This is a genomic window from Microvirga terricola, assembly GCF_011777495.1.
Lineage (GTDB): Bacteria > Pseudomonadota > Alphaproteobacteria > Rhizobiales > Beijerinckiaceae > Microvirga > Microvirga terricola.
The window spans coordinates 125656-145725 of sequence record NZ_JAATJS010000004.1; the positions used below are offsets into that span (position 1 = coordinate 125656).

The following is a 20070-nucleotide window of genomic DNA, read 5'->3' on the forward strand; positions in this document are numbered from 1 at the left end:
ACGGGCCATGCGGCGCATTCTGGTCATCGGCAGCCCTGGAGCGGGCAAGAGCACCCTGGCGCGCCGCCTCGCGCAGCGCCTCGGCCTGCCGCTGATCCATCTCGACCGCGAATACTTTGGGCCCGGCTGGACCATGCCGCCGCGGGATGAGTGGCGGGAGAAGGTGAAAGGGCTTGCCGCCCGGCCGGAATGGGTCATGGACGGCAACTATGCCAGCACTTTTGACTTGCGCGTGCCGCGGGCGACCGTCGTCATCTGGCTCGATGTCGGCCGCTGGCGCTGCCTTGCGAGCGTGACGTGGCGCGTGTTGAAAAACTACGGCCGGGTGCGGGACGATCTCGGCCCCGACTGCATCGAGAAGTTCGACTGGTCGTTCATGCGCTGGATCTGGAAATACCAAAAGGACATGCGCCCCAAGACCACCCGCATGCTTGCTCGGCTGCGGCCCGACCAGCAGCTTTTCGTCCTGCGCTCGCGCTCTCAGATTCCCTCGCTTGAGGAGACGCTTCTCTCCTCCGCTCCCGCCAAGGCCGCCTGACCATGCCGTCCTTCCGCTCGTCACGCCCGGTCAAGCACACGCCCGCGCAGATGTTCGCTCTCGTGGCGGATGTGGAGCGCTATCCCGAATTCCTGCCGCTCTGCGACGCCTTGCACATCGTCCGCCGCGCCCAGAGCGGAGAGGGCATCGAGACCATCGTCGCCGCCATGACCGTGGGCTACAAGGCGATCCGCGAAAGTTTTACGAGCCGCGTGACCCTCGACAATCCCCGCCTGCGTATCCAGGTGGAATACATCGACGGGCCGTTCAAATATCTCGAAAACCGCTGGACCTTCCGCGAAACGCCGACCGGCAGCGACGTGGAGTTCTACATCAACTACGAATTCAAGAGCTTTGCCCTCGGCCTCCTCATGGGCTCGGTCTTCGACAAGGCCTTTCACAAATTCGCGGAAGCGTTCGAGAAGCGGGCCGATGTCATCTACTCCCGCCCGTCGGAGCCCATCGGCTAAGCGTCAGAGCAGGAACTCGACGGCGTAAAGCACAAACGTTCCCCCGCCCGAGATGCCGAAAAAGGCCGCAAGGCCCTTCAGAGGGGTTGAGGTGAAGAAGGGCGCGATGATCGAGCTCGCAAGAAGGATCATCTGAAGCGCGCAGGCGAACAGATAAAGTTCTTTCGAACGGTAGAACCAGCTCACGCTCGCCGATCCCCACGGATAGCAACCACGTCCGGCCCGAGGCTCGCCGCAGATGGAGGCGTCTACGGCGAGAAGAAAAACGTCCAGGGCCACGAGTAAAAGCGCCAACGCCAGCGCTTGAAACGCCAGTTCGGGATAAGACGGAAATCTCAGCCTCATCATAGCGATACGCTCAGTTAAGAGTGATCGCCCCCTCAAGAAGCATCAAGGCATCCGATACGGCGCTGCGGCGGACGCTCTCACGGCCGATATCACCATAGTGCCTCATTAAGACTTTAATCTTATCATCCTTCTTGGCCAATGCAAAATGCACCAGCCCGACCGGCTTTGTCGCCGTTCCTCCGGTCGGTCCTGCAATGCCGGTAATCGCGACCGCCACATCCGCCTTGGAGTGCTTTAGCGCTCCCTCGGCCATCGCCCGCGCCACCGGCTCGCTCACCGCGCCGTGCTGCGCAATCAGCTCCGCCGGTACGCCGAGCAGTTCCGTCTTCGCCTCGTTGGAATAAGTGACGAAGCCGCGTTCCACCACTTTGGACGAGCCTGCTATCTCGGTCAGAAGCCCCGCCACCAATCCGCCGGTGCAGGACTCGGCCGTCGCGATCATCAGGCCTTCCTTCTCGTAGGCCTTCAGAAGCGCCGCCGCCCGGTCCTTCCAATCCAGCGGGATCATTCCACTCTCTCCGGCACACGGATCGTGGCGGCCGCCTGCGCCGCGATCCCTTCGCCACGCCCCGTAAATCCGAGCTTCTCCGTCGTCGTCGCTTTCAGCGACACCTGATCGAGACGCAAGCCGGTGATCTGCGCAATCCGCTGACGCATCGCTTCCCGGTAAGGGCCGAGACGAGGCCTCTCGCACAGCAGCGTCGCGTCGAGGTGGTCGACCACTCCGCCACGCTGCCGCACAAGGTCAACGGCATGCGCGAGGAAACGATCCGACGCCGCACCCTTCCATTGCGGATCGCTCGGCGGAAAATGCGTGCCGATATCGCCATCGGCCAACGCACCGAGAATGGCGTCGGTGAGGGCGTGCAGGATCACATCGCCATCGGAATGCGCCAGCACGCCCCGGTCGTGCGGAACCTTGATGCCGCCGAGCCAGACATGATCGCCATCCGTAAAGGCATGGACGTCGAAGCCGGTGCCAAGGCGGGTCAGATAAGTCATCGCGTGATCCTTCAAACGCCGCTCCGCCTCTTTGAAGTCGGCGGAATGGGTCAACTTGATATTCGCGGGGTCGCCCTCAAAGACATGGACGGAAAGCTCCGCCCATTCCGCGAGCGCCCCGTCGTCGGTGAAAGCGTGGAGTCCTGAGATGGCAGCCTTCCGATGGGCTTCCAGCAGATCGCCGAAACGGAATGCTTGCGGTGTCTGGATGGCTCGCAGAGTAGCGCGCTCCGGGGTCGACAAAACTTCTCCCTGCTGACCGACCACCTTAATTGTATCGGTCACCGTCGTGCCAGGGACGGCAGCTCCGGAGCGCCGCGCCGCCGCGATGGCCCGGCCGATGAGGGCGGAGCTGACAAAGGGGCGTGCCGCATCGTGCACCAGAACGATCTCGGGCGCGGTTTCGGCGAGCGCTTCGAGCCCTTCGCGGGCCGAATCCTGCCGTGTCTCACCCCCCAGGGCATGAGGGAGAATTGCATCACGAAGAGAGGGGGGCAGGAGGTCGATGCTGGCCTGGTAGAGGTCCAGGTCATTCGGGTGAATCACGACGATTGTCCGGTCCACCTGCGGATGCGCGAGGAACGCCTGAAGCGTCCGGGCCAGGACAGGCTGTCCATCCAGGAGCCGATACTGCTTGGGAACACCTTCTCCGGCCCTGGAACCACGTCCTGCGGCAACGATGAGGACGGCGACTGACATGGGAACGCTCTCTCTAGTTCCAGCCGTCCTAAGCCCCGAACCGGCGGAAGGCAAATGGCAGAGGCGCCGGAAACTGTAGGGCTTGCGTTGCAGGTCGATTTGGCTATTTGTTGGGCAGAATGAAAGTTGATCATAAAATAGGCGGATCGAGTTTCAAGATCGGCTCGGTCGAGATCGAGACCGGAGCCGTCCTCGCGCCTTTGTCCGGCGTGACGGATGTTGCTTTTCGGCGCATCGCCAAGCGGCTTGGGGCGAGCCTCGTCGTGTCCGAAATGGTCGCGTCCGATGAACTCGTTCAGGGTTCGGAGGAAGCGCAGCTTCGGGCGGAGGGGACCGGCATCGAGCCGCATGTCGTCCAGCTCGCGGGCTGTGCGCCGGAGTGGATGGCCCGCGCCGTCCGCGTTGCCGAGGATGCCGGCGCTCGCATCATCGACATCAATATGGGTTGCCCCGCCAAGCGGGTGATCGGTGGATATGCGGGTTCGGCGCTGATGCGCGACCTCGATCATGCCTGCCGGCTCATCGAGGCGTCGGTGCAGGCCGCGAGCGTTCCGGTGACCGTCAAGATGCGGTTGGGCTGGGATCATACGACGATCAATGCGCCCGAACTTGCGCGGCGGGCGGAAGCTCTCGGCGTCAGCGCCGTGACGGTGCACGGACGCACGCGTCAGCAATTCTACAAGGGCAGTGCCGATTGGAGCGCTATCGCACCGGTCGTCGAGGCCGTGAAGATCCCGGTGATCGCCAATGGCGATATCGGATCGCTTGACGACGCGCAAAGCTGCCTACGGGCGTCGGGGGCTGCCGCCGTTATGATCGGGCGGTCCGCCGTCGGCAGACCCTGGCTCGTCGGGCAGATCGGTGCGGCATTGCAGGGACGTCTGGTTCCCGATCCCGAGCCTGAAGAGATGATGGCTCTTGCTATTGAGCACTATGAAGGCCTCTTGTCCCTTTACGGCCACCAGGTCGGCGTCCGTCACGCCCGCAAGCATCTGGCAGCTTATGCCGATGTTGCGATGGCTTCGGGTTTCCAGATCCCGCAAGGCGTCCGGGCCGTGCTCGTGACGTCGGACCAACCTCAAACCGTTATCAGCCTCCTGCGCGCTGTCTATGCCGAGCCCGAGAGGAGAGTGGCATGACGGCGGGCATCAACGATCTCATCATGAATGCGCTGCCGCTGCCGGTTCTGACCATCGGCGAGGGGCATCGCGTGATGCATGCAAACGCCGCGGCCGAGGCTTTCTTCGACATGAGTCTGCGTATGATGCAGCGGCAAAATCTATCTGATTTCATTCCATTCGGGTCGCCTGTTATGGCACTGGTTGAGGATGTTCGCCAGCGCGGCGCGAGCGTTAGCGAGCATCGGGTGGATATCGGCGGCCCCCGCATCGGCACAGAGCGGATCGTCGATGTGTTCGCGACGCCTCTGGGCGATGACAGCGACGACGTCGTCATCATGCTCCAAGAACGCACCATTGCCGACAAGATGGATCGCCAATTGACCCATCGCGGAGCCGCGCGCTCGATCACCGCGCTTGGAGCGATGCTGGCGCATGAGATCAAGAATCCGCTTTCCGGCATTCGCGGCGCGGCGCAGCTGCTTGAGCAGTCAGCGGATGAGGATGACCGCGTCCTGACGCGTCTTATTTGCGCTGAGACGGACCGCATCGTGAAACTCGTCGAGCGCATGGAGCTTTTCGGCGAAGAGCGTCCGGTTGAGAGAGGTCCGGTCAACGTTCACGGCGTGCTCGACCACGTGAAGCGTCTCGCTCAATCAGGCTTCGCGCGGCATATCCGTTTCGTCGAGAACTACGACCCTTCGCTTCCGCCTGTTCTCGGCAATCGCGATCAGCTGATTCAGGTCATTCTCAATCTGGTCAAGAACGCGGCCGAAGCCATCGGCATTGACGCGACGGATGGCGAAATCGTCCTGTCGACCGCGTTTCGGACAGGCGTCAGGCTGCAAGTGCCTGGTGCGCGTGAGCGCGTCAGCCTGCCTATCGAATTGAGCGTCAGCGACAACGGACCCGGCGTGCCGCAAGAGCTGATGAGCGACCTTTTTGACCCCTTCGTCACGACGAAGGTTCAGGGCAGTGGTCTTGGACTCGCCTTGGTGGCGAAGATCGTAGGCGACCACGGCGGCATTGTCGAATGCGAGCCGGTGCCCAGACGCACGACTTTCCGAATTCTCCTGCCGATGCATCGCGCCAACGATGGCCGCGAGGCTGATATGTGAGGCCGAGCCCATGCCGAGTGGACAGATCCTTCTTGCAGACGACGACGCTGCCATCCGGACCGTGCTGAACCAGGCGCTGTCGCGGGCGGGCTATGAGGTCCGCTCGACGAGCAACGCCGCAACGCTGTGGCGGTGGGTTGCTCAAGGGGAGGGTGATCTCGTCATTACCGACGTGATGATGCCCGACGAGAACGCCTTCGATCTTCTTCCTCGCATCAAGAAGCTGCGGCCCGATCTGCCCATCGTGGTCATGAGCGCGCAGAACACCTTCATGACCGCGATCAAGGCCTCTGAGCGCGGGGCTTACGAATACCTGCCGAAGCCCTTTGACCTGAAGGAATTGGTCGCAGTCGTTGGTCGGGCCCTGTCGCGGCCGCGTGTTCTATCCAACCCCAGCTCCTCCGGCGAGAATGAGGATATCCCGCTCATCGGCCGCTCTCATGCCATGCAGGAGATCTATCGCGCGCTTGCTCGCCTGATGCCGACGGACCTGACGGTGATGATCACCGGCGAGTCCGGGACCGGCAAGGAGCTCGTGGCCCGCGCACTGCACGACTACGGCAAGCGGCGTCAGGGGCCATTCGTGGCAGTCAACATGGCGGCCATTCCGCGGGAGTTGATCGAGTCGGAGCTGTTCGGCCACGAGAAGGGGGCGTTCACCGGCGCGACAGCGCGCAATACGGGTCGTTTCGAGCAGGCCGAGGGCGGCACTCTGTTTCTCGACGAGATTGGCGACATGCCGATGGAGGCGCAGACCCGTCTTCTCCGCGTGCTGCAGCAGGGCGAATATACGACCGTCGGCGGACGGGTGCCGATCAAGACCAATGTCCGCATCATCGCAGCGACGAACAAGGACTTACGGGTCCTGATCCAACAGGGTCTTTTCCGCGAGGACCTCTTTTTCCGCCTCAACGTCGTGCCATTGCGCCTGCCGCCGCTGCGTGAAAGGGTCGAGGACATTCCCGATCTCGTCCGACACTTCTTCGTGCTGGTTGAGAAGGAAGGGCTGTCCCGCAAGCAGCTTGACGTGGAGGCGATGGATCGCCTGAAGCGCTATCGCTGGCCCGGAAACGTCCGCGAACTCGAAAATCTGATCCGCCGCCTGGCGGCGCTTTATCCGCAGGACACGATCACGGGAGCGATCGTCGACGCGGAACTCGATGCGCAGCCGATGCCGGCCGTGCAGCCGGCGGGCAAATCGGTTCAGGCTGCGGCCTCGGAAGGCTTGTCCGACGCGGTCGAGCGCCATCTGGCGGAATACTTCTCCGGTTACAAGGACTCTCTCCCGCCACCCGGCCTGTACCACCGAATCCTCCGGGAGATTGAGGGGCCCTTGATCGGCGCAGCGCTCGCGGCCACCCGCGGAAATCAGATCCGTGCCGCAGAACTGCTCGGGGTCAATCGCAACACTTTGAGGAAAAAGGTTCGCAACCTAGAGTTGATGGTCGTCCGCACGAGCCGGTAGCTGTAATAATTTGACCACAGTGTTGTGATGGTGCATCACCCGTAACCAAGGGTGCCAGCGAGCGCCGCTTTCACGGGGCAGGTCTTGCTTAATCAAGACAACCAATCACAACGCCAACAGAGCGATGCGGCGCAACGCAGCTTCGGCTGGTTTGGGCCGTTTGCGGTGCTCACGGCGCTTGCCTCGGCACTGGCGACCTTCCTTGTGCTCGCGGGCGCGACCCCGATTCTGCCGACTCACGACGTGGTTCTGTGGGTCTTCTTCTTCAATGGCGCCCTGATCGTCCTGCTCCTTGGCATTGTCGCGTGGCAGACGAGAAAGCTGATGCGCGAACGCCGGGCCGGTGCAGCGGGGGCTGGCCTTCATGTGCGGATCGTCGGCCTGTTCAGCCTGGTCGCGGTCCTTCCCGCCATCCTGGTGGCGGTGGTTGCGACTGTCACCCTGGAACGAGGTCTCGATCCCTGGTTTACCGGGTCCATCAAGGACCTGATGTTCAACACCGTTGAAATTGCGCGCTCTTACCGGGAACTGCAGTGCCGCACGCTGGCACGCGAAACCCAGCTCATGGCGGCGGATCTCAATCGCGCCAAGGTGCTCTACGACGCCGACCGCAAGGTCTTTCGCGACTTCATGAACTCGCGCGCGGTCTTTCTGGGATTCCCGCTTGCGATGATCCTCGAGCCCGATGGATCGGTCGTCGAGAAACTGGAGGCAAGACCCCTCGAGGGCGTGCCGCAGCCGACGAAGGAAGATCTCGACGAGGCGAGCGACAAGGAGGCTCTTTGCCTCTTTCCGCGCAGCGGCAATGTTTTCCGGTCTGTCCTGAAGCTTGAGGCGCATGGGGGGCGCATTCTCTATGTCGCCCGCGAGGTCGACCCTCGGGCCGTCGAATTCCCGCCCGCAGCCGAAGCCGGTGTCGCCTTCTATGAGGCCTTGGAACAAAAGAAGGTAGGCATTCAGGTCGCCTTTGCGTCCATGTTCACGCTGATCGCCGTCATTGTGCTTCTGTCGGCGATCTGGTTCGGGCTGAATTTCGCAAATCGGCTCATAGCCCCCATTCGCCGGCTCATCCACGCGACCGATCAGGTCGCAAGCGGCAATTTCTATGTTCAAGTGCCGGTGCGAAGAGGCGAGGGCGACCTCGCTCACCTGGGCGAAACCTTCAATAAGATGACGTCGGAGTTGCGCCATCAGCATGATGGACTGACCGCCGCCAGCGATCTCATCGACCGTCGCCGTCGCTTTACCGAGGCGGTCCTCGCCGGTGTGTCCGCGGGTGTGATCGGCATCGATGCGCAGGGCATCATTACCATCGCAAACCCGTCCACAGAGGCGCTTCTGGGCACTCCGCTCGACGATCTCTTGGGCCATCCCATCACGACCATCCTTCCGGAAGTCGCGATGCTCGTCGCCGAAATGGGCGCCAGCCGCCAGCGTCTCGCGCAGCAGCAAATTCAGATCACGCGCAAGGGCAAGGAGCGGACCATCAACGTCCGCGTGACCAGCGAGCATTCACGTATGGAAGAGAGGGATCTCGTCATCACGCTCGACGACATCACCGATCTGGTGGCTGCACAGCGCACCTCCGCCTGGGCCGACGTCGCGCGACGCATCGCGCACGAGATCAAGAATCCGCTGACGCCGATCCAACTCTCGGCCGAGCGCATCCGCCGTAAGTACGGCAAGGTCATCGTGACGGACCGCGATGTGTTCGATCAATGCACGGACACGATCATTCGGCAGGTCGATGACATCAAGCGTATGGTGGATGAGTTCTCTTCATTCGCGCGGATGCCGAAACCCACCATCGGGGACGAGGATCTGGTGGAGACGATCCGGCAGGTGGTTTTCATGATGCGGATCGCGCATACCGAGATTCAGTTCGTCGATCAGCTCCCCTCACGCCCCGTTGTTGCGCCCTTCGACCGACGGCTGTTGTCTCAGGCCGTCACCAATATCGTGAAGAATGCGACCGAGGCGATTGCCGCTGTTCCCGAGCCGGAGCGGGGCAAGGGTCAAATCTCGGTGCTGCTGGATGACACACATCCCGATTATCTGATTTTGGCCGTGACCGATAACGGCAAAGGCTTTCCGGTCGAGGGGCGGCAGCGTCTTCTGGAGCCTTACATGACGACCCGCGAGGGCGGCACGGGGCTCGGCCTGCCGATCGTGAGTAAGATTTTGGAAGAGCATGGTGGGGGCATGGATCTCGTCGACAACCCCGCAGGACGTGGCGGACAAGTCCGCATGTGGATACCGAAGATTAAAACAGTGGCGAATGAAGAAACGGTCGGCGCCCGAACCGACACGCAGAGGGCGAGCATATGAGCGCTGATATCCTGGTCGTCGACGACGAAGTTGACATTCGAGAGCTCGTGGCCGGCATCCTCGAGGATGAAGGGCACCGGACGCGGACGGCGGGGGGCTCCGATGAGGCGTTGGCGGCTATCGAGGCGCGCCGCCCCCATCTCGTCTTTCTCGACATCTGGCTGCAGGGAAGCCGGCTCGACGGGCTGCAAGTCCTCGACGTCATCAAGGCGCAGCACCCTGATTTGCCGGTCGTGATGATCTCCGGTCATGGCAACGTTGAGACGGCTGTGTCGGCCATCAAGGCGGGCGCTTACGATTTCATCGAAAAGCCGTTCAAGGCAGATCGGCTTGTGCTGGTCGCCGAGCGGGCGCTCGAGGCATCGCGTCTCAAGCGCGAGGTCCGTGATCTGCGGGCCCGCTCTGTGCAGGCGAGCCGCATTGCCGGCAAGTCCATCGTCATCAACCAGCTTCGGCAGGCGGTCGAACGCGCGGCTCCCACCAATGCCCGCATCATGATCACCGGGGCGCCCGGCTCCGGCAAGGAGCTGACGGCGCGTACCATCCACGGCCTTTCGACGCGGGCCAACGGCCCCTTTGTCGTGGTCTCTGCTGCCACCATCACGCCAGAGAATATGGAAGCCGAATTGTTCGGCATGGAGGGCGACGAGGGCAGGGGACGTCGCGTCGGCGCGCTGGAAGAAGCCCATGGCGGCACCCTCTATATCGACGAGATCGCCGACATGCCGCGCGAAACGCAGAACCGGATCTTGCGTGTTCTCGTGGATCAAAACTTCCAGCGCGTCGGCGGCACAACGCGCGTCCATGTCGATGTCCGCATCATCTCGTCCTCGAGCCGGGACTTGTCTGCGGAGATCGCGGCGGGGCGGTTCAGAGAAGACCTGTTCCATCGCCTCGGCGTCATTCCGATCCGCGTGCCTTCGCTCGCCGAGCGTCGGGAGGATGTGCCGGAGCTGATCGAGTTCTTCATGGACCAGATTTCGGCCACCACGGGTCTTCCCAAGCGCTGCATCGCCGATGACGCCATGGCCGTCCTGCAATCGCATGACTGGCCCGGGAACGTGCGCCAGCTGCGGAACAATGTCGAACGCCTGATGATTCTGACTTCGGGTGACCCGGAAGCCGAAGTCACCGCTGAAATGCTGCCATCCGAGATCGGAGCGCTTGTCCCGACGACCCCGGGGGGCTCCGGCGGCGAAAAGCTCATGAGCCTGCCGCTACGGGATGCGCGAGAAATCTTCGAACGCGAATATCTTCTGGCGCAAATCGCCCGCTTCAGCGGAAATATCTCCCGCACCGCGGAATTTATCGGCATGGAGCGCTCGGCCCTCCATCGAAAGTTGAAGTCGCTGGGGATTGGCAGCTAAGACACGGTCGAGGAGAAAATATGCCAAGGGGGCGACATACCACCATGTTCCCCCTTGCGTAACGGTACTCTTCGCCCTGTAATAAGGGGGCCGGTCGACGACCGCACGGATGCGGACAACCATATAGGCGGCCCCATAGCCAAGACCGGCGGCGATGGGCTGACGAGGCAACTTCAATGGCGGGCGATCGCGCGCAGAACCTTCAGGACACTTTCCTCAACTACGTCCGGAAGAACAAGATTCCCTTGACGATCTTTTTAGTGAACGGCGTAAAGCTTCAGGGCGTCGTCACCTGGTTCGACAATTTCTGCGTGCTTCTGCGCAGGGACGGACATTCTCAGCTCGTCTACAAGCATGCCATTTCCACGATCATGCCTGGACAGCCCGTTCAGTTGTTCGATCAGATCGACGAGGTCGGCGAAAAGGCCTGAGGTGACGGAACCACGCACGCCGGGTGAACATCGTCTGGGACAACTGGCCGAACCCGAGAAAGAGGTTGCGGCAGGGACCAGGACGCTTGTCATCGGACCTTACCTGACCCGGAAGCGCCGGATCACCACTGAGGCTGGGGACGAAGCGGTCAATCCCCGGCCTGCGGACGCTCGCCTAGACGAGGCGACGGGGCTTGCCGGTGCTATCGATCTGGCCATCGTCCGCTCGCTCCTTGCGCCTTTGGCTTCGCCCCGTCCCGCGACCTATATCGGCAGCGGCAAAGTCGACGAGCTGGCCGCCTTGATTCGGACCGAGGAGATCGGCCTCGTTGTCATGGACTGCGCCTTGAGCCCGGTGCAGCAGCGGAACCTCGAAAAGGCCTGGGGCGCGAAGGTCATAGACCGGACCGGTCTGATCCTCGAAATCTTCGGCCGTCGGGCGCGCACGAAGGAAGGGACGCTGCAGGTCGAACTGGCGCACTTGTCCTATCAGAAGGGCCGGCTTGTGCGGTCGTGGACGCACCTCGAACGGCAACGCGGCGGCTTCGGCTTCCTTGGTGGGCCAGGCGAAACCCAGATCGAGGCCGACCGGCGCATGATTCAGGAGCGCATGACGCGGATCGAGCGGGAGCTTGAGACGGTGATCAAGACGCGCTCGCTGCACCGCGCCAGCCGCCGCCGCGTGCCGTATCCCATCGTCGCGCTCGTCGGCTATACGAATGCCGGCAAGTCGACCCTGTTCAACCGCATGACGGCGGCCGAAGTGCTGGCCGAGAACATGCTGTTTGCGACGCTTGATCCGACCTCCCGCGCCATCGATCTGCCTCACGGTGAAAAGGCGATCCTGTCCGATACCGTCGGCTTCATCTCCGATCTGCCGACCATGCTCGTCGCCGCCTTCCGCGCAACGCTTGAGGACGTGGTCGAAGCGGACCTCCTTCTCCACGTCCGCGACGTCTCCCATGGCGAGACGGAAGCGCAAGCCGGTGACGTGGCCGTCGTCCTACGGGAACTCGGGATCGATCCTGACGATAACCGCCGCATCATCGAGGTCTGGAACAAAGCGGATCTTCTTAACGCTGAGGACCGCGAACGGCTGGCGGTCACCTCAAGCCGCGCAGAGAGCGAGCAGCGGCCCATCCTGATTTCGGCGCTGACCGGAGAAGGAATACCGGAGCTTCTCGCCACCATCGAGCAGCACCTGTCGGCGGGGCGCTTGACCTACGAGGTCAATGTCGCGCCGGAGGACGGGCAAGGTCTCGCCTGGCTCCATGAGAACACGGAAATCTTGAGCCGCGAGACGCTGGAGGACGGGCGCTCGATGCTCCGCGTGCGGCTGATTGCAGGTAAAGAGCCCCGCTTCCTAAACCGGTTCCCCACCGCCCGGGTTCTCTGAAGACAGCTCCTCGCGCTCCGCGCGTTTGGCCTCGACCCAGAGTTCCTCCATCTCGTCGAGCGAAGCCTCGTCCAACGTTCTGTTGCGCTTTTCGAGAGCAGTCTCGATGGCGCGAAAACGGCGCTCGAACTTGGCGTTCGTCCGGCGCAAAGCCGTCTCGGGATCGATCTCGAAATGACGGGCGAGATTGGTCACGGCAAACAGCAGATCCCCGATCTCGTCCTCGATCTTATCCTTGTTGCCGGTAGAGGCCGCTTCCTTCACCTCCTCCAGCTCTTCGTGGATCTTGTCGATCACCTGCGCGGCGTCCGGCCAGTCGAAGCCGACCTTCGCGGCCTTGGCGGTGAGTTTCTGGGCACGCGTCAGGGCCGGCAGGACGGGCGGAATGCCGCCGAGGAAGCCGGTGTCATGCGCTTCCAGAAGCGCGCCCATCCTTTCGCGCTCGACGCGGCGCTCGGCCTTCTCCTCGCGCTTGATAAAGTCCCAGAGACCCTTGACTTCCTCTGGCGAAAGATCGCGAGCGTTCCCGAACACATGCGGATGCCGACGGATCAGCTTGCGCGTAATGGCCTCGACCACATCGGGGAAGGCGAAAACGCCTTGCTCTTCTGCCATGCGGGCATGAAAGACCACTTGAAGCAGCAGGTCGCCGAGTTCTTCCTTCAGATCCGCGAGATCGCCGCGCTCGATGGCGTCCACGACCTCATAGGCCTCCTCCAAGGTATAGGGGGCAATGGTCGCGAAGTTCTGCTCCAGGTCCCAGGGGCATCCGGTGACAGGCGTTCTGAGCGCCGCCATGATTTCCAGGAGCCGTGCGATATCGGAGGAAGGTTTCATCAAAGCGCCTCGGGATCGTCCTGCCGCTTCATAACGCGAGGACGCTCAGGGGCACAATGTCATTGGGCGTCACGTCGCCGTTTCCAGAGCCTCGGTCGCGATGAGCTTGCGGCTGAATCCTGGCGGATTCTGTTTTCGGCAACGCTTCCTGAAACTCGATGAAGCGCGTTGGAAGCCGCTATGCCTCGCCGCTTGAGGCGGAAATACGCTCCCGTCCGTGAAAGACGGTCATCGTATCGCGTCGGGCGATGCCGACGAGAGTCATGTTGTGCAGCCGCGCGCGCTCGAGCGCGAGAGAGGTCGGCGCCGAGATGGCGACAATTGTGCCGGCGCCGAAGGCCGCAACCTTTTCCACCAGCTCGAACGAGCACCGGCTGGTGACGACGACGAAGCCGTCGTCCGGTGAAATCCCGTTGCGCAAAAGATAGCCGATCAGTTTGTCGAGGGCGTTGTGGCGGCCGACATCCTCGCGCACCGCAGTGAGACGCCCGTCAAGGTTCGCCCAGGCGGTCGCGTGGACCGCGTGCGTCTCGTTGTTGAGGGGCTGGGCCTCGTCGAGGGCGGCCAGAGCCCTCCCGATGCTCTCGGCGGAAACCACCGGCGGCGTCCGCGAGGGCGGGTGGGCGCGGGGCAAGGCGTTGAGATCTTCGATCCCGCACAGCCCGCAGCCCGTGCGCCCCGTCAGCGCCCGTCGCCTGGCCAGATGGGCGTGCAGGCGCTCCGCGATCAAATCCATGTCGAGCGTGATGCCGCTCTCGTTCTCTGTAATGCGGATGGAGCGCAGATCCGTCGTCTGCTCGATGATGCCCTCAGTGAGGCTGAAGCCGTAGGCGAAATCCTCCAGGTCCGAGGGCGTCGCCATCATCACGGCAAAGGGGATCGTCGCGTAGACGAGATTGATCGGCGTCTCGACCGGGATGAGCCGGTCAGCCGCTGAGGGGGGCCGGTCGCCGAAGGGCACGATCAGCGTCGGCACGTCGACCGCGACGGGCGAGTGCAGCTCTGCTGAATCGGACGATTCCGCTGTCGGTTTCAATGTCTCCGCCGTCGCCATCGGCACGCGTTCGGATGTGTGGCGTGCGCCGCTTTCGTCAATACGGCGGTCGAGAGGGGAACCTAGGCTGCGCCAATCGTCTCAGGGGGAGCTTCGCTCTGGAAGTCCTCAAAATTGACCTAGATTCAGCGTGAGATGCGTTCACGGCGTTCAACATAGGGAGGGTTGCCATGAATGTGGAACTCTCACGGCGCGGCTTCCTGACGGCGGCCGGCGTGGGTGTTGGAGGGACCGCGCTCGGGGCCTTTGGCTTCGGGGATCTGGAGGTGGCCCATGCCGCCGCGATCAGGCCCTTCAAGCTCGTCAACACCATGGAGACGCGCAATACCTGTCCGTATTGCTCCGTCGCCTGCGGCGTCATCCTTTATTCCAAGGGTGATCTCCGGAAAGGTGAGAACGCCGACATCATCCACATCGAAGGCGATGCCGACCATCCGACCAATCGCGGCACCCTGTGCCCGAAGGGATCGGCGTTGAAGGATTTCGTCAAATCCGAGACGCGGCTCAGGTATCCGATGCTGCGCAAGCCAGGATCGAGCACTTTCGAGCGGATCTCCTGGGATCAGGCGCTCGACCGTGTCGCCCGCCTCATGAAGACTGACCGCGACGCCAACTTCATCTCCGCCAACAAGGATGGCATACCGGTCAATCGCTGGACCACGGTCGGTTTCCTCGCTGCCTCGGCCACCACGAACGAGACGGCGTATCTGACCTACAAGGTCGTTCGCAGCACAGGGATCGTTTGTTTCGATAATCAGGCGCGCGTTTGACACGGCCCCACGGTGTCCAGTTTGGGCCCAACATTCGGCCGTGGCGCGATGACCAACTCCTGGACCGATATTCGGAACACGGATCTCGTCATCATCATGGGCGGCAACGCCGCCGAGGCGCATCCTTGCGGATTCAAGTGGGTCACTGAAGCCAAGGCGACACGCGGCGCCAAGCTGATCGTCGTCGATCCGCGCTTCACCCGCTCGGCCTCGGTATCCGATTTCTATGCGCCCATCCGGCAGGGAACCGACATCGCGTTCCTGCTCGGCGTCATCAACTACTGCATGCTGAACAACAAGGTGCAGTGGGAATATCTGAAGGCATTCACCAACGCGGCCTATCTAGTGAACGAGGGCTTCACCTATCAAGACGGGCTTTTTACGGGCTACGATCCCAACAAACGCGACTATGACCGCTCGACCTGGGAATACCAGATCGGGCTGGACGGCTTTGCGATGGTAGACGAGACGCTGCAAAACCCGCGCTGCGTCTGGAACCTTCTGAAAGCCCATGTGGCGGCTTACACGCCCGAAATGGTGGAGCGCATCTGCGGCACGCCGAAGGACAAGTTCCTAAAGGTGGCCGAGATGATCTCGGAATGCTCGACGCCGACCAAAACCATGACGTCGATGTACGCGCTCGGCTGGACCCAGCATTCCAAGGGGTCGCAGAACATCCGCACCATGGCGATGCTTCAACTCATCCTGGGTAATATCGGCGTGCGCGGAGGCGGCATGAATGCCCTGCGCGGGCACTCGAATATCCAGGGCCTGACGGATGTCGGCCTCATGTCCAACCTGCTGCCGGGCTATCTCAACATTCCCGTCGAGAAGGAGAAGGATTTCGGCACATACATGGCGAGCCGTGCTTTCAAACCACTTCGGCCCAACCAGACAAGCTATTGGCAGAACTACAAGAAGTTCTTCGTCAGCTTCCAAAAGGCCATGTGGGGCGATGCGGCGAACGCGGAGAACGAATTCGCCTATCACTACCTGCCGAAGCTCGACGTGCCGCAATACGATGTTCTGCGTGTCTTCGAGATGATGCACGACGGCGCCATCAACGGCTATTTCTGCCAGGGCTTCAACGCGCTGCTCGCCTTCCCCAACCGGAAGAAGGTCACGGAATCCCTCTCCAAGCTAAAATGGCTTGTCGTCATGGATCCGCTCGATACCGAGACGTCCCGTTTCTGGGAAAATCACGGCCAGTATAACGACGTCGATACGGCCTCCATCCAAACGGAGGTTATTCAGCTTCCGACGACGTGCTTTGCTGAAGAGGACGGCTCCCTCACCAATTCCGGCCGCTGGCTGCAATGGCATTGGGCGGGCGGCACGCCTCCCGGAGAGGCCAGGCACGACAACTGGATCATGGGGCAGCTCTATCGCCGCCTACGTGCACTCTACGAGAAGGAGGGCGGTGCCTATCCGGATCCGATCCTCAAGCTGACGTGGAACTACCAGAATCCGGATGAGCCGACGCCGGAGGAATTGGCGAAGGAGATCAACGGCTACGCCGTCGAGACGCTTCACGATCCCGCCGACCCGACCAAGGTCGTGCTGGAGAAAGGAAAGCAAGTCGTCAACTTCTCAGTGTTGCGCGACGACGGTTCGACCGCCTGCGGCTGCTGGATCTATTCCGGCTGCTTCAACGAGGCGGGCAACAACATGGCCCGCCGCGACAACGCGGACCCGGGCGATACCGGGGCCTATCCCGGCTGGACATTCGCCTGGCCGCTCAACCGGCGCATTCTCTACAACCGCGCCTCGGCGGATCTCCAGGGCAAGCCTTGGGACCCGAGCCGCAAACTGTTGGAGTGGGACGGCGAGAAATGGACCGGCTACGACGTGCCGGACATCGCGCCGACTGCCAAGCCCGACGTGGTCGGCCCCTTCATCATGAACCAGGAAGGCACGGCGCGCCTGTTCGTCCGCGGGCTGATGCGCGACGGTCCATTCCCGGTGCATTACGAGCCGTTCGAGGCGCCGATTGAAAACGTCATGGCGCCCAAGATCCGGGGCAATCCGGTCGCCCGGGTCTTCAAGGATGATTTGGCCCAGTTCGCGACCTCGGAGGAGTTCCCCTATGCAGCGACGTCGTATCGCCTCACCGAGCACTTCCACTACTGGACCAAGCACAACTGGGTGAATTCCGTTCTTCAGCCCGAGTTCTTCGTCGAGCTTTCGGAGCAGCTTGCGGCTGAGAAGGGCATCGCCGACGGCTCGTGGGTCCGCGTGTGGTCGAAGCGCGGTTCGGTCAAGGCAAAGGCCATGGTGACGAAACGCATCAAGCCGCTCGTCTGCAACGGCAAGACCGTGCACGTGATCGGCATTCCGCTGCACTGGGGCTTCATGGGGCGCGCACTGAAGGGCTGGGGACCGAACTCCCTCACGCCTTTCGTCGGCGACGCCAATATCGAGACGCCTGAATACAAGGCGTTCCTCGTCAACATCGAACCCACGACCGCGCCAGTGACCTCCTGAGGAGAGACGCGATGGCACCGATACACACCGCGCAGACAAATCCTCCGGTCCAGAGCGTCCCTCCGCAGTTCTCGGAGAAGGACCTGATCCGCCGCTCCGCCTCTACCGTGCCGCCGCCCGCGCAGCAGCTCGAAGAGGTGGCGAAGCTGATCGACGTGTCGAAATGCATCGGCTGTAAAGCCTGCCAAGCCGCCTGCATCGAATGGAACGACACCCATCCGGTGATCGAGACCAATGTCGGGAGTTATGTGAACCCGCATGACCTCACACCCGACATGTTCACGCTCATGCGGTTCACGGAGTGGGACAACCCGAAGACTGGTAATCTCGAGTGGCTGATCCGCAAGGACGGCTGCATGCATTGCGCCGATCCCGGCTGTCTCAAGGCCTGCCCGGCGCCCGGCGCTATCGTGCAGTACTCGAACGGCATCGTCGATTTCGTGCACGAGAACTGCATTGGCTGCGGTTATTGCGTGAAGGGCTGCCCCTTCAACATTCCGCGCATCTCGAAGGTCGATCACACGGCCTATAAATGCACGCTGTGTTCCGACCGCGTCGCGGTGGGGCAGGGGCCGGCCTGCGCGAAGGCCTGCCCGACACACGCCATTTCCTTCGGCACGAAGGACGACATGAATAAGTTGGCCGAAAGCCGCATCACCGACCTGAAATCGCGCGGCTACGACAACGCCGGCCTCTACGATCCTCCCGGCGTCGGCGGCACGCATGTGATGTATGTCCTGCATCACGCCGACCAGCCGGAGATTTATTCCAATCTGCCGAGGGACCCGAAGATCAGCCCGGTGGTTCAGGCCTGGAAGGGCCTTGCGAAGTATGTCGGCTTCGCCGCCATCGGGATCGCCGCAGCGGCTGGTCTGCTCCATTCCACGCTCGTCGGCCCCAACCGGGTCACGCGCGAGGATGAGGACAATGCCGAACGGCTGGTAAGGGATGAAACGTGATGGAACCCGAAGACGTCGAACCAGGAGATGCGATCCATCCCGGACGCCCGGTGGTCGTTGACCGGTACCGAGGGGCTGCGCGGATCAACCATTGGGTCACGGCGACGTGCCTGATCCTCCTCGCGATCTCGGGCCTTTCGCTATTTCACCCATCGTTGTTCTTCCTGACGGCGCTCTTCGGCGGCGGGCAGGTGACGCGTGCCATTCACCCATGGATCGGCGTGGTCCTGTTCTTCAGCTTCGCCGGTCTTTTCTTCCGCTTCTGGCGCGCCAACCTGCCGACGCGGACGGACGCGGTCTGGCTCTCTCAAGCCAGCGATCTTCTGGCCGGGCACGAGGAGCGGATGCCGGAGGTCGGAAAATACAATGCAGGCCAGAAGTTCATCTTCTGGAGCATGACCGTTCTGATCCTGATCCTGATCGCGAGTGGACTACTGATCTGGGAGCAGTATTTCACTTGGGTGACCACGATCCCGCAAAACCGCGTCCTCGTGCTGACTCATTCGCTCGCCGCCGTGGTCATCATCTGCGTCTGGATCATCCACGTCTATGCCGCCTTCTGGGTGCGGGGCACGCTGCGTGCCATGGTGAAGGGCAACGTGACTGGCGGTTGGGCGTGGCGTCATCACCGCCGCTGGCTGCGCGAGCTTGTCAGCGTGCGGAAGGTCAGCCCGTGAACCTTCGTCGCAGCCGGGCCGCACTCGTCGGGTTCGAGCGCTGACCTATATCGGTTTGAAGCTTGACCACGTGGCCCGTGCGGTTCGTGAGGATTGATGACCAGTTCTCTTCAGCCTGATCCCTCCGCCATCGGCCGCATCCCGGCTCCGCCCTTCGCCCGCTTGCCGGACCCGGAGGTGATGTTCGCGCAGCGTGCGAAAAGGCTTTTGGCGCTGGCCGAAGTGAGCGATCTGGGGGCGTATCTCAGCTTTGTCGCCGCTCTGGCGCAAGCGCAGCATGACATTCAATCGCAATTGCCGGAGCCGTCTTTGCCCGACGAAGACGCGCTCGCCCGCGCCCGCGAATTCGCCATGCCGCCCATCGACCGCAGTGGTCTCTCCCTCGACCCCGCCGTCGCGCGTACGCTCGACCTGATGTTCGACGCAGCTGCCTCCATCGATAAGCCGAAGGAGGCCGAGGTGGCCTTGGGCGTGGTGAGGCAGGCCGGGCCGGGGACGGTCACCGCGATGATCCGCAACGTACTTTCGGAAGCCATCCCTGCCGACGCAATTGCCGAACACGCTTATGTCGCTGGCGGGCTGCAAGCGCATGTCGCGCGGCTCGCGGCGCGTTTGGATGGCGAAAAGCTCGTGCGCGTGAGCGATGGCGTGTGTCCCGCATGCGGTGGGCCGCCGGTGTCCTCGCTCATCGTGGGCTGGATGGGAGCCGAAGGCGCGCGCTATTGCTGCTGCTCGCTCTGCGGCACGTTCTGGAACGTGGTGCGCATCAAATGCGTGCTGTGTAGTTCCACGAAGGGCGTCGGATATCGCGAGATCGATGGCGGGCCGGGCACGATCAAGGCCGAGTGCTGCGACACCTGCCACGGCTACGTGAAGGTGTTCTACCAGCAAAAAGACGTGTCGCTCGATCCCGTCGCCGACGATATCGCCAGCCTCGGGCTCGACCTTCTCCTGCGCGACAGCGAATACCGGCGCGGCAGCTTCAACCCGTTCCTGTTGGGGTTTTAGA

18 protein-coding genes are annotated in these 20070 nt (G+C 62.4%); 13 read left to right on the top strand and 5 right to left on the bottom strand.

The window, feature by feature from the left end; all coding sequences use genetic code 11:
* Positions 1 to 7 precede the first annotated feature (7 nt).
* Both HB375_RS12725 and HB375_RS12730 read left to right on the top strand, forming a co-directional pair.
* Positions 8 to 538, top strand: coding sequence for an AAA family ATPase (locus tag HB375_RS12725; RefSeq protein WP_167673381.1), 531 nt, complete (start codon positions 8 to 10; stop codon positions 536 to 538).
* Positions 539 to 540: 2 nt separating this feature from the next.
* Positions 541 to 1008 (top strand): type II toxin-antitoxin system RatA family toxin, encoded by a 468-nt coding sequence (locus HB375_RS12730; RefSeq protein ID WP_167673382.1) that lies wholly within the window; start codon positions 541 to 543, stop codon positions 1006 to 1008.
* Positions 1009 to 1011: 3 nt separating this feature from the next.
* Here the strand turns inward: HB375_RS12730 and HB375_RS12735 are convergent, their stop codons facing one another.
* From HB375_RS12735 to HB375_RS12745, 3 genes are all read right to left on the bottom strand, one after another.
* On the bottom strand, positions 1012 to 1194 hold the full coding sequence (locus HB375_RS12735) for a hypothetical protein (protein ID WP_167673383.1): 183 nt from the start codon (positions 1192 to 1194) through the stop codon (positions 1012 to 1014).
* 172 nt (positions 1195 to 1366) lie between these two features.
* The gene (locus HB375_RS12740; RefSeq protein WP_167673384.1) at positions 1367 to 1864 is read right to left on the bottom strand and encodes a CinA family protein; all 498 of its coding nucleotides are present in this window, start codon (positions 1862 to 1864) and stop codon (positions 1367 to 1369) included.
* Complete coding sequence (locus tag HB375_RS12745) at positions 1861 to 3057, bottom strand: bifunctional 2-C-methyl-D-erythritol 4-phosphate cytidylyltransferase/2-C-methyl-D-erythritol 2,4-cyclodiphosphate synthase (protein ID WP_167673385.1); 1197 nt, start codon at positions 3055 to 3057, stop codon at positions 1861 to 1863. Before HB375_RS12745 ends, HB375_RS12740 begins: the two co-directional genes overlap by 4 nt.
* Before the next feature lie 119 nt (positions 3058 to 3176).
* Here HB375_RS12745 and dusB point away from each other — a divergent pair, with 119 nt between their 5' ends.
* From dusB to hflX, 7 genes are all read left to right on the top strand, one after another.
* Complete coding sequence (dusB, locus tag HB375_RS12750) at positions 3177 to 4196, top strand: tRNA dihydrouridine synthase DusB (protein ID WP_167673386.1); 1020 nt, start codon at positions 3177 to 3179, stop codon at positions 4194 to 4196.
* Entirely contained in the window at positions 4193 to 5293 is a 1101-nt protein-coding gene (locus tag HB375_RS12755; RefSeq protein ID WP_167673387.1) for a two-component system sensor histidine kinase NtrB, read from the top strand. Before dusB ends, HB375_RS12755 begins: the two co-directional genes overlap by 4 nt.
* Before the next feature lie 10 nt (positions 5294 to 5303).
* Positions 5304 to 6758 carry a nitrogen regulation protein NR(I) gene (ntrC, locus tag HB375_RS12760; protein ID WP_167673388.1) on the top strand — a complete coding sequence of 485 codons (1455 nt, stop codon included), beginning with the start codon at positions 5304 to 5306 and terminating at the stop codon, positions 6756 to 6758.
* 84 nt (positions 6759 to 6842) lie between these two features.
* Positions 6843 to 9086: a sensor histidine kinase NtrY-like gene (locus tag HB375_RS12765; RefSeq protein WP_167673389.1), complete on the top strand. Its 2244-nt coding sequence runs from the start codon at positions 6843 to 6845 to the stop codon at positions 9084 to 9086.
* Complete coding sequence (ntrX, locus tag HB375_RS12770; RefSeq protein ID WP_167673390.1) at positions 9083 to 10453, top strand: nitrogen assimilation response regulator NtrX; 1371 nt, start codon at positions 9083 to 9085, stop codon at positions 10451 to 10453. The genes HB375_RS12765 and ntrX overlap by 4 nt, the downstream gene beginning before the upstream one ends.
* A 176-nt stretch (positions 10454 to 10629) precedes the next feature.
* The gene (gene hfq, locus HB375_RS12775) at positions 10630 to 10884 is read left to right on the top strand and encodes an RNA chaperone Hfq (RefSeq protein ID WP_167673391.1); all 255 of its coding nucleotides are present in this window, start codon (positions 10630 to 10632) and stop codon (positions 10882 to 10884) included.
* Position 10885: 1 nt separating this feature from the next.
* Positions 10886 to 12280: a GTPase HflX gene (gene hflX / locus HB375_RS12780; RefSeq protein ID WP_167673392.1), complete on the top strand. Its 1395-nt coding sequence runs from the start codon at positions 10886 to 10888 to the stop codon at positions 12278 to 12280.
* On the opposite strand, the gene mazG is transcribed toward hflX, so the two are convergent.
* Together mazG and fdhD are read right to left on the bottom strand one after the other, a co-directional pair.
* Positions 12248 to 13117: a nucleoside triphosphate pyrophosphohydrolase gene (mazG, locus tag HB375_RS12785; RefSeq protein ID WP_167673393.1), complete on the bottom strand. Its 870-nt coding sequence runs from the start codon at positions 13115 to 13117 to the stop codon at positions 12248 to 12250. The genes hflX and mazG overlap by 33 nt on opposite strands.
* Before the next feature lie 178 nt (positions 13118 to 13295).
* On the bottom strand, positions 13296 to 14171 hold the full coding sequence (gene fdhD, locus HB375_RS12790; RefSeq protein WP_167673394.1) for a formate dehydrogenase accessory sulfurtransferase FdhD: 876 nt from the start codon (positions 14169 to 14171) through the stop codon (positions 13296 to 13298).
* Positions 14172 to 14341: 170 nt separating this feature from the next.
* On the opposite strand from fdhD, the gene fdnG reads away from it, so the two are divergent.
* The 4 genes from fdnG (at position 14342) to fdhE (ending at position 20069) form a co-directional block, all read left to right on the top strand.
* Entirely contained in the window at positions 14342 to 17425 is a 3084-nt protein-coding gene (gene fdnG / locus HB375_RS12795) for a formate dehydrogenase-N subunit alpha (protein ID WP_167673395.1), read from the top strand.
* An 11-nt stretch (positions 17426 to 17436) separates the two neighbouring features.
* Positions 17437 to 18384 (top strand): formate dehydrogenase subunit beta, encoded by a 948-nt coding sequence (gene fdxH, locus HB375_RS12800; RefSeq protein WP_167673396.1) that lies wholly within the window; start codon positions 17437 to 17439, stop codon positions 18382 to 18384.
* A complete protein-coding gene (locus HB375_RS12805; protein WP_167673397.1) occupies positions 18384 to 19061 on the top strand; it encodes a formate dehydrogenase subunit gamma in 678 nt (225 codons plus the stop codon). The genes fdxH and HB375_RS12805 overlap by 1 nt, the downstream gene beginning before the upstream one ends.
* Positions 19062 to 19157: 96 nt before the next feature.
* Positions 19158 to 20069, top strand: coding sequence for a formate dehydrogenase accessory protein FdhE (fdhE, locus tag HB375_RS12810; RefSeq protein ID WP_167673398.1), 912 nt, complete (start codon positions 19158 to 19160; stop codon positions 20067 to 20069).
* The last annotated feature ends 1 nt before the right edge of the window (position 20070 follow it).

What these genes read in the sequence shown, in the direction of transcription:
- ntrC (WP_167673388.1), top strand. Translation starts at nt 5,304, where the DNA reads ATGCCGAGTGGACAGATCCTTCTTGCAGACGACGACGCTGCCATCCGG.
- fdhE (WP_167673398.1), top strand. Translation starts at nt 19,158, where the DNA reads ATGACCAGTTCTCTTCAGCCTGATCCCTCCGCCATCGGCCGCATCCCG.
- HB375_RS12755 (WP_167673387.1), top strand. Translation starts at nt 4,193, where the DNA reads ATGACGGCGGGCATCAACGATCTCATCATGAATGCGCTGCCGCTGCCG.
- hfq (WP_167673391.1), top strand. Translation starts at nt 10,630, where the DNA reads ATGGCGGGCGATCGCGCGCAGAACCTTCAGGACACTTTCCTCAACTAC.
- HB375_RS12805 (WP_167673397.1), top strand. Translation starts at nt 18,384, where the DNA reads ATGGAACCCGAAGACGTCGAACCAGGAGATGCGATCCATCCCGGACGC.
- HB375_RS12740 (WP_167673384.1), bottom strand. Translation starts at nt 1,864, where the DNA reads ATGATCCCGCTGGATTGGAAGGACCGGGCGGCGGCGCTTCTGAAGGCC.
- mazG (WP_167673393.1), bottom strand. Translation starts at nt 13,117, where the DNA reads ATGAAACCTTCCTCCGATATCGCACGGCTCCTGGAAATCATGGCGGCG.
- fdxH (WP_167673396.1), top strand. Translation starts at nt 17,437, where the DNA reads ATGGCACCGATACACACCGCGCAGACAAATCCTCCGGTCCAGAGCGTC.
- HB375_RS12725 (WP_167673381.1), top strand. Translation starts at nt 8, where the DNA reads ATGCGGCGCATTCTGGTCATCGGCAGCCCTGGAGCGGGCAAGAGCACC.
- HB375_RS12745 (WP_167673385.1), bottom strand. Translation starts at nt 3,057, where the DNA reads ATGTCAGTCGCCGTCCTCATCGTTGCCGCAGGACGTGGTTCCAGGGCC.
- dusB (WP_167673386.1), top strand. Translation starts at nt 3,177, where the DNA reads ATGAAAGTTGATCATAAAATAGGCGGATCGAGTTTCAAGATCGGCTCG.
- HB375_RS12730 (WP_167673382.1), top strand. Translation starts at nt 541, where the DNA reads ATGCCGTCCTTCCGCTCGTCACGCCCGGTCAAGCACACGCCCGCGCAG.
- ntrX (WP_167673390.1), top strand. Translation starts at nt 9,083, where the DNA reads ATGAGCGCTGATATCCTGGTCGTCGACGACGAAGTTGACATTCGAGAG.
- fdhD (WP_167673394.1), bottom strand. Translation starts at nt 14,171, where the DNA reads ATGGCGACGGCGGAGACATTGAAACCGACAGCGGAATCGTCCGATTCA.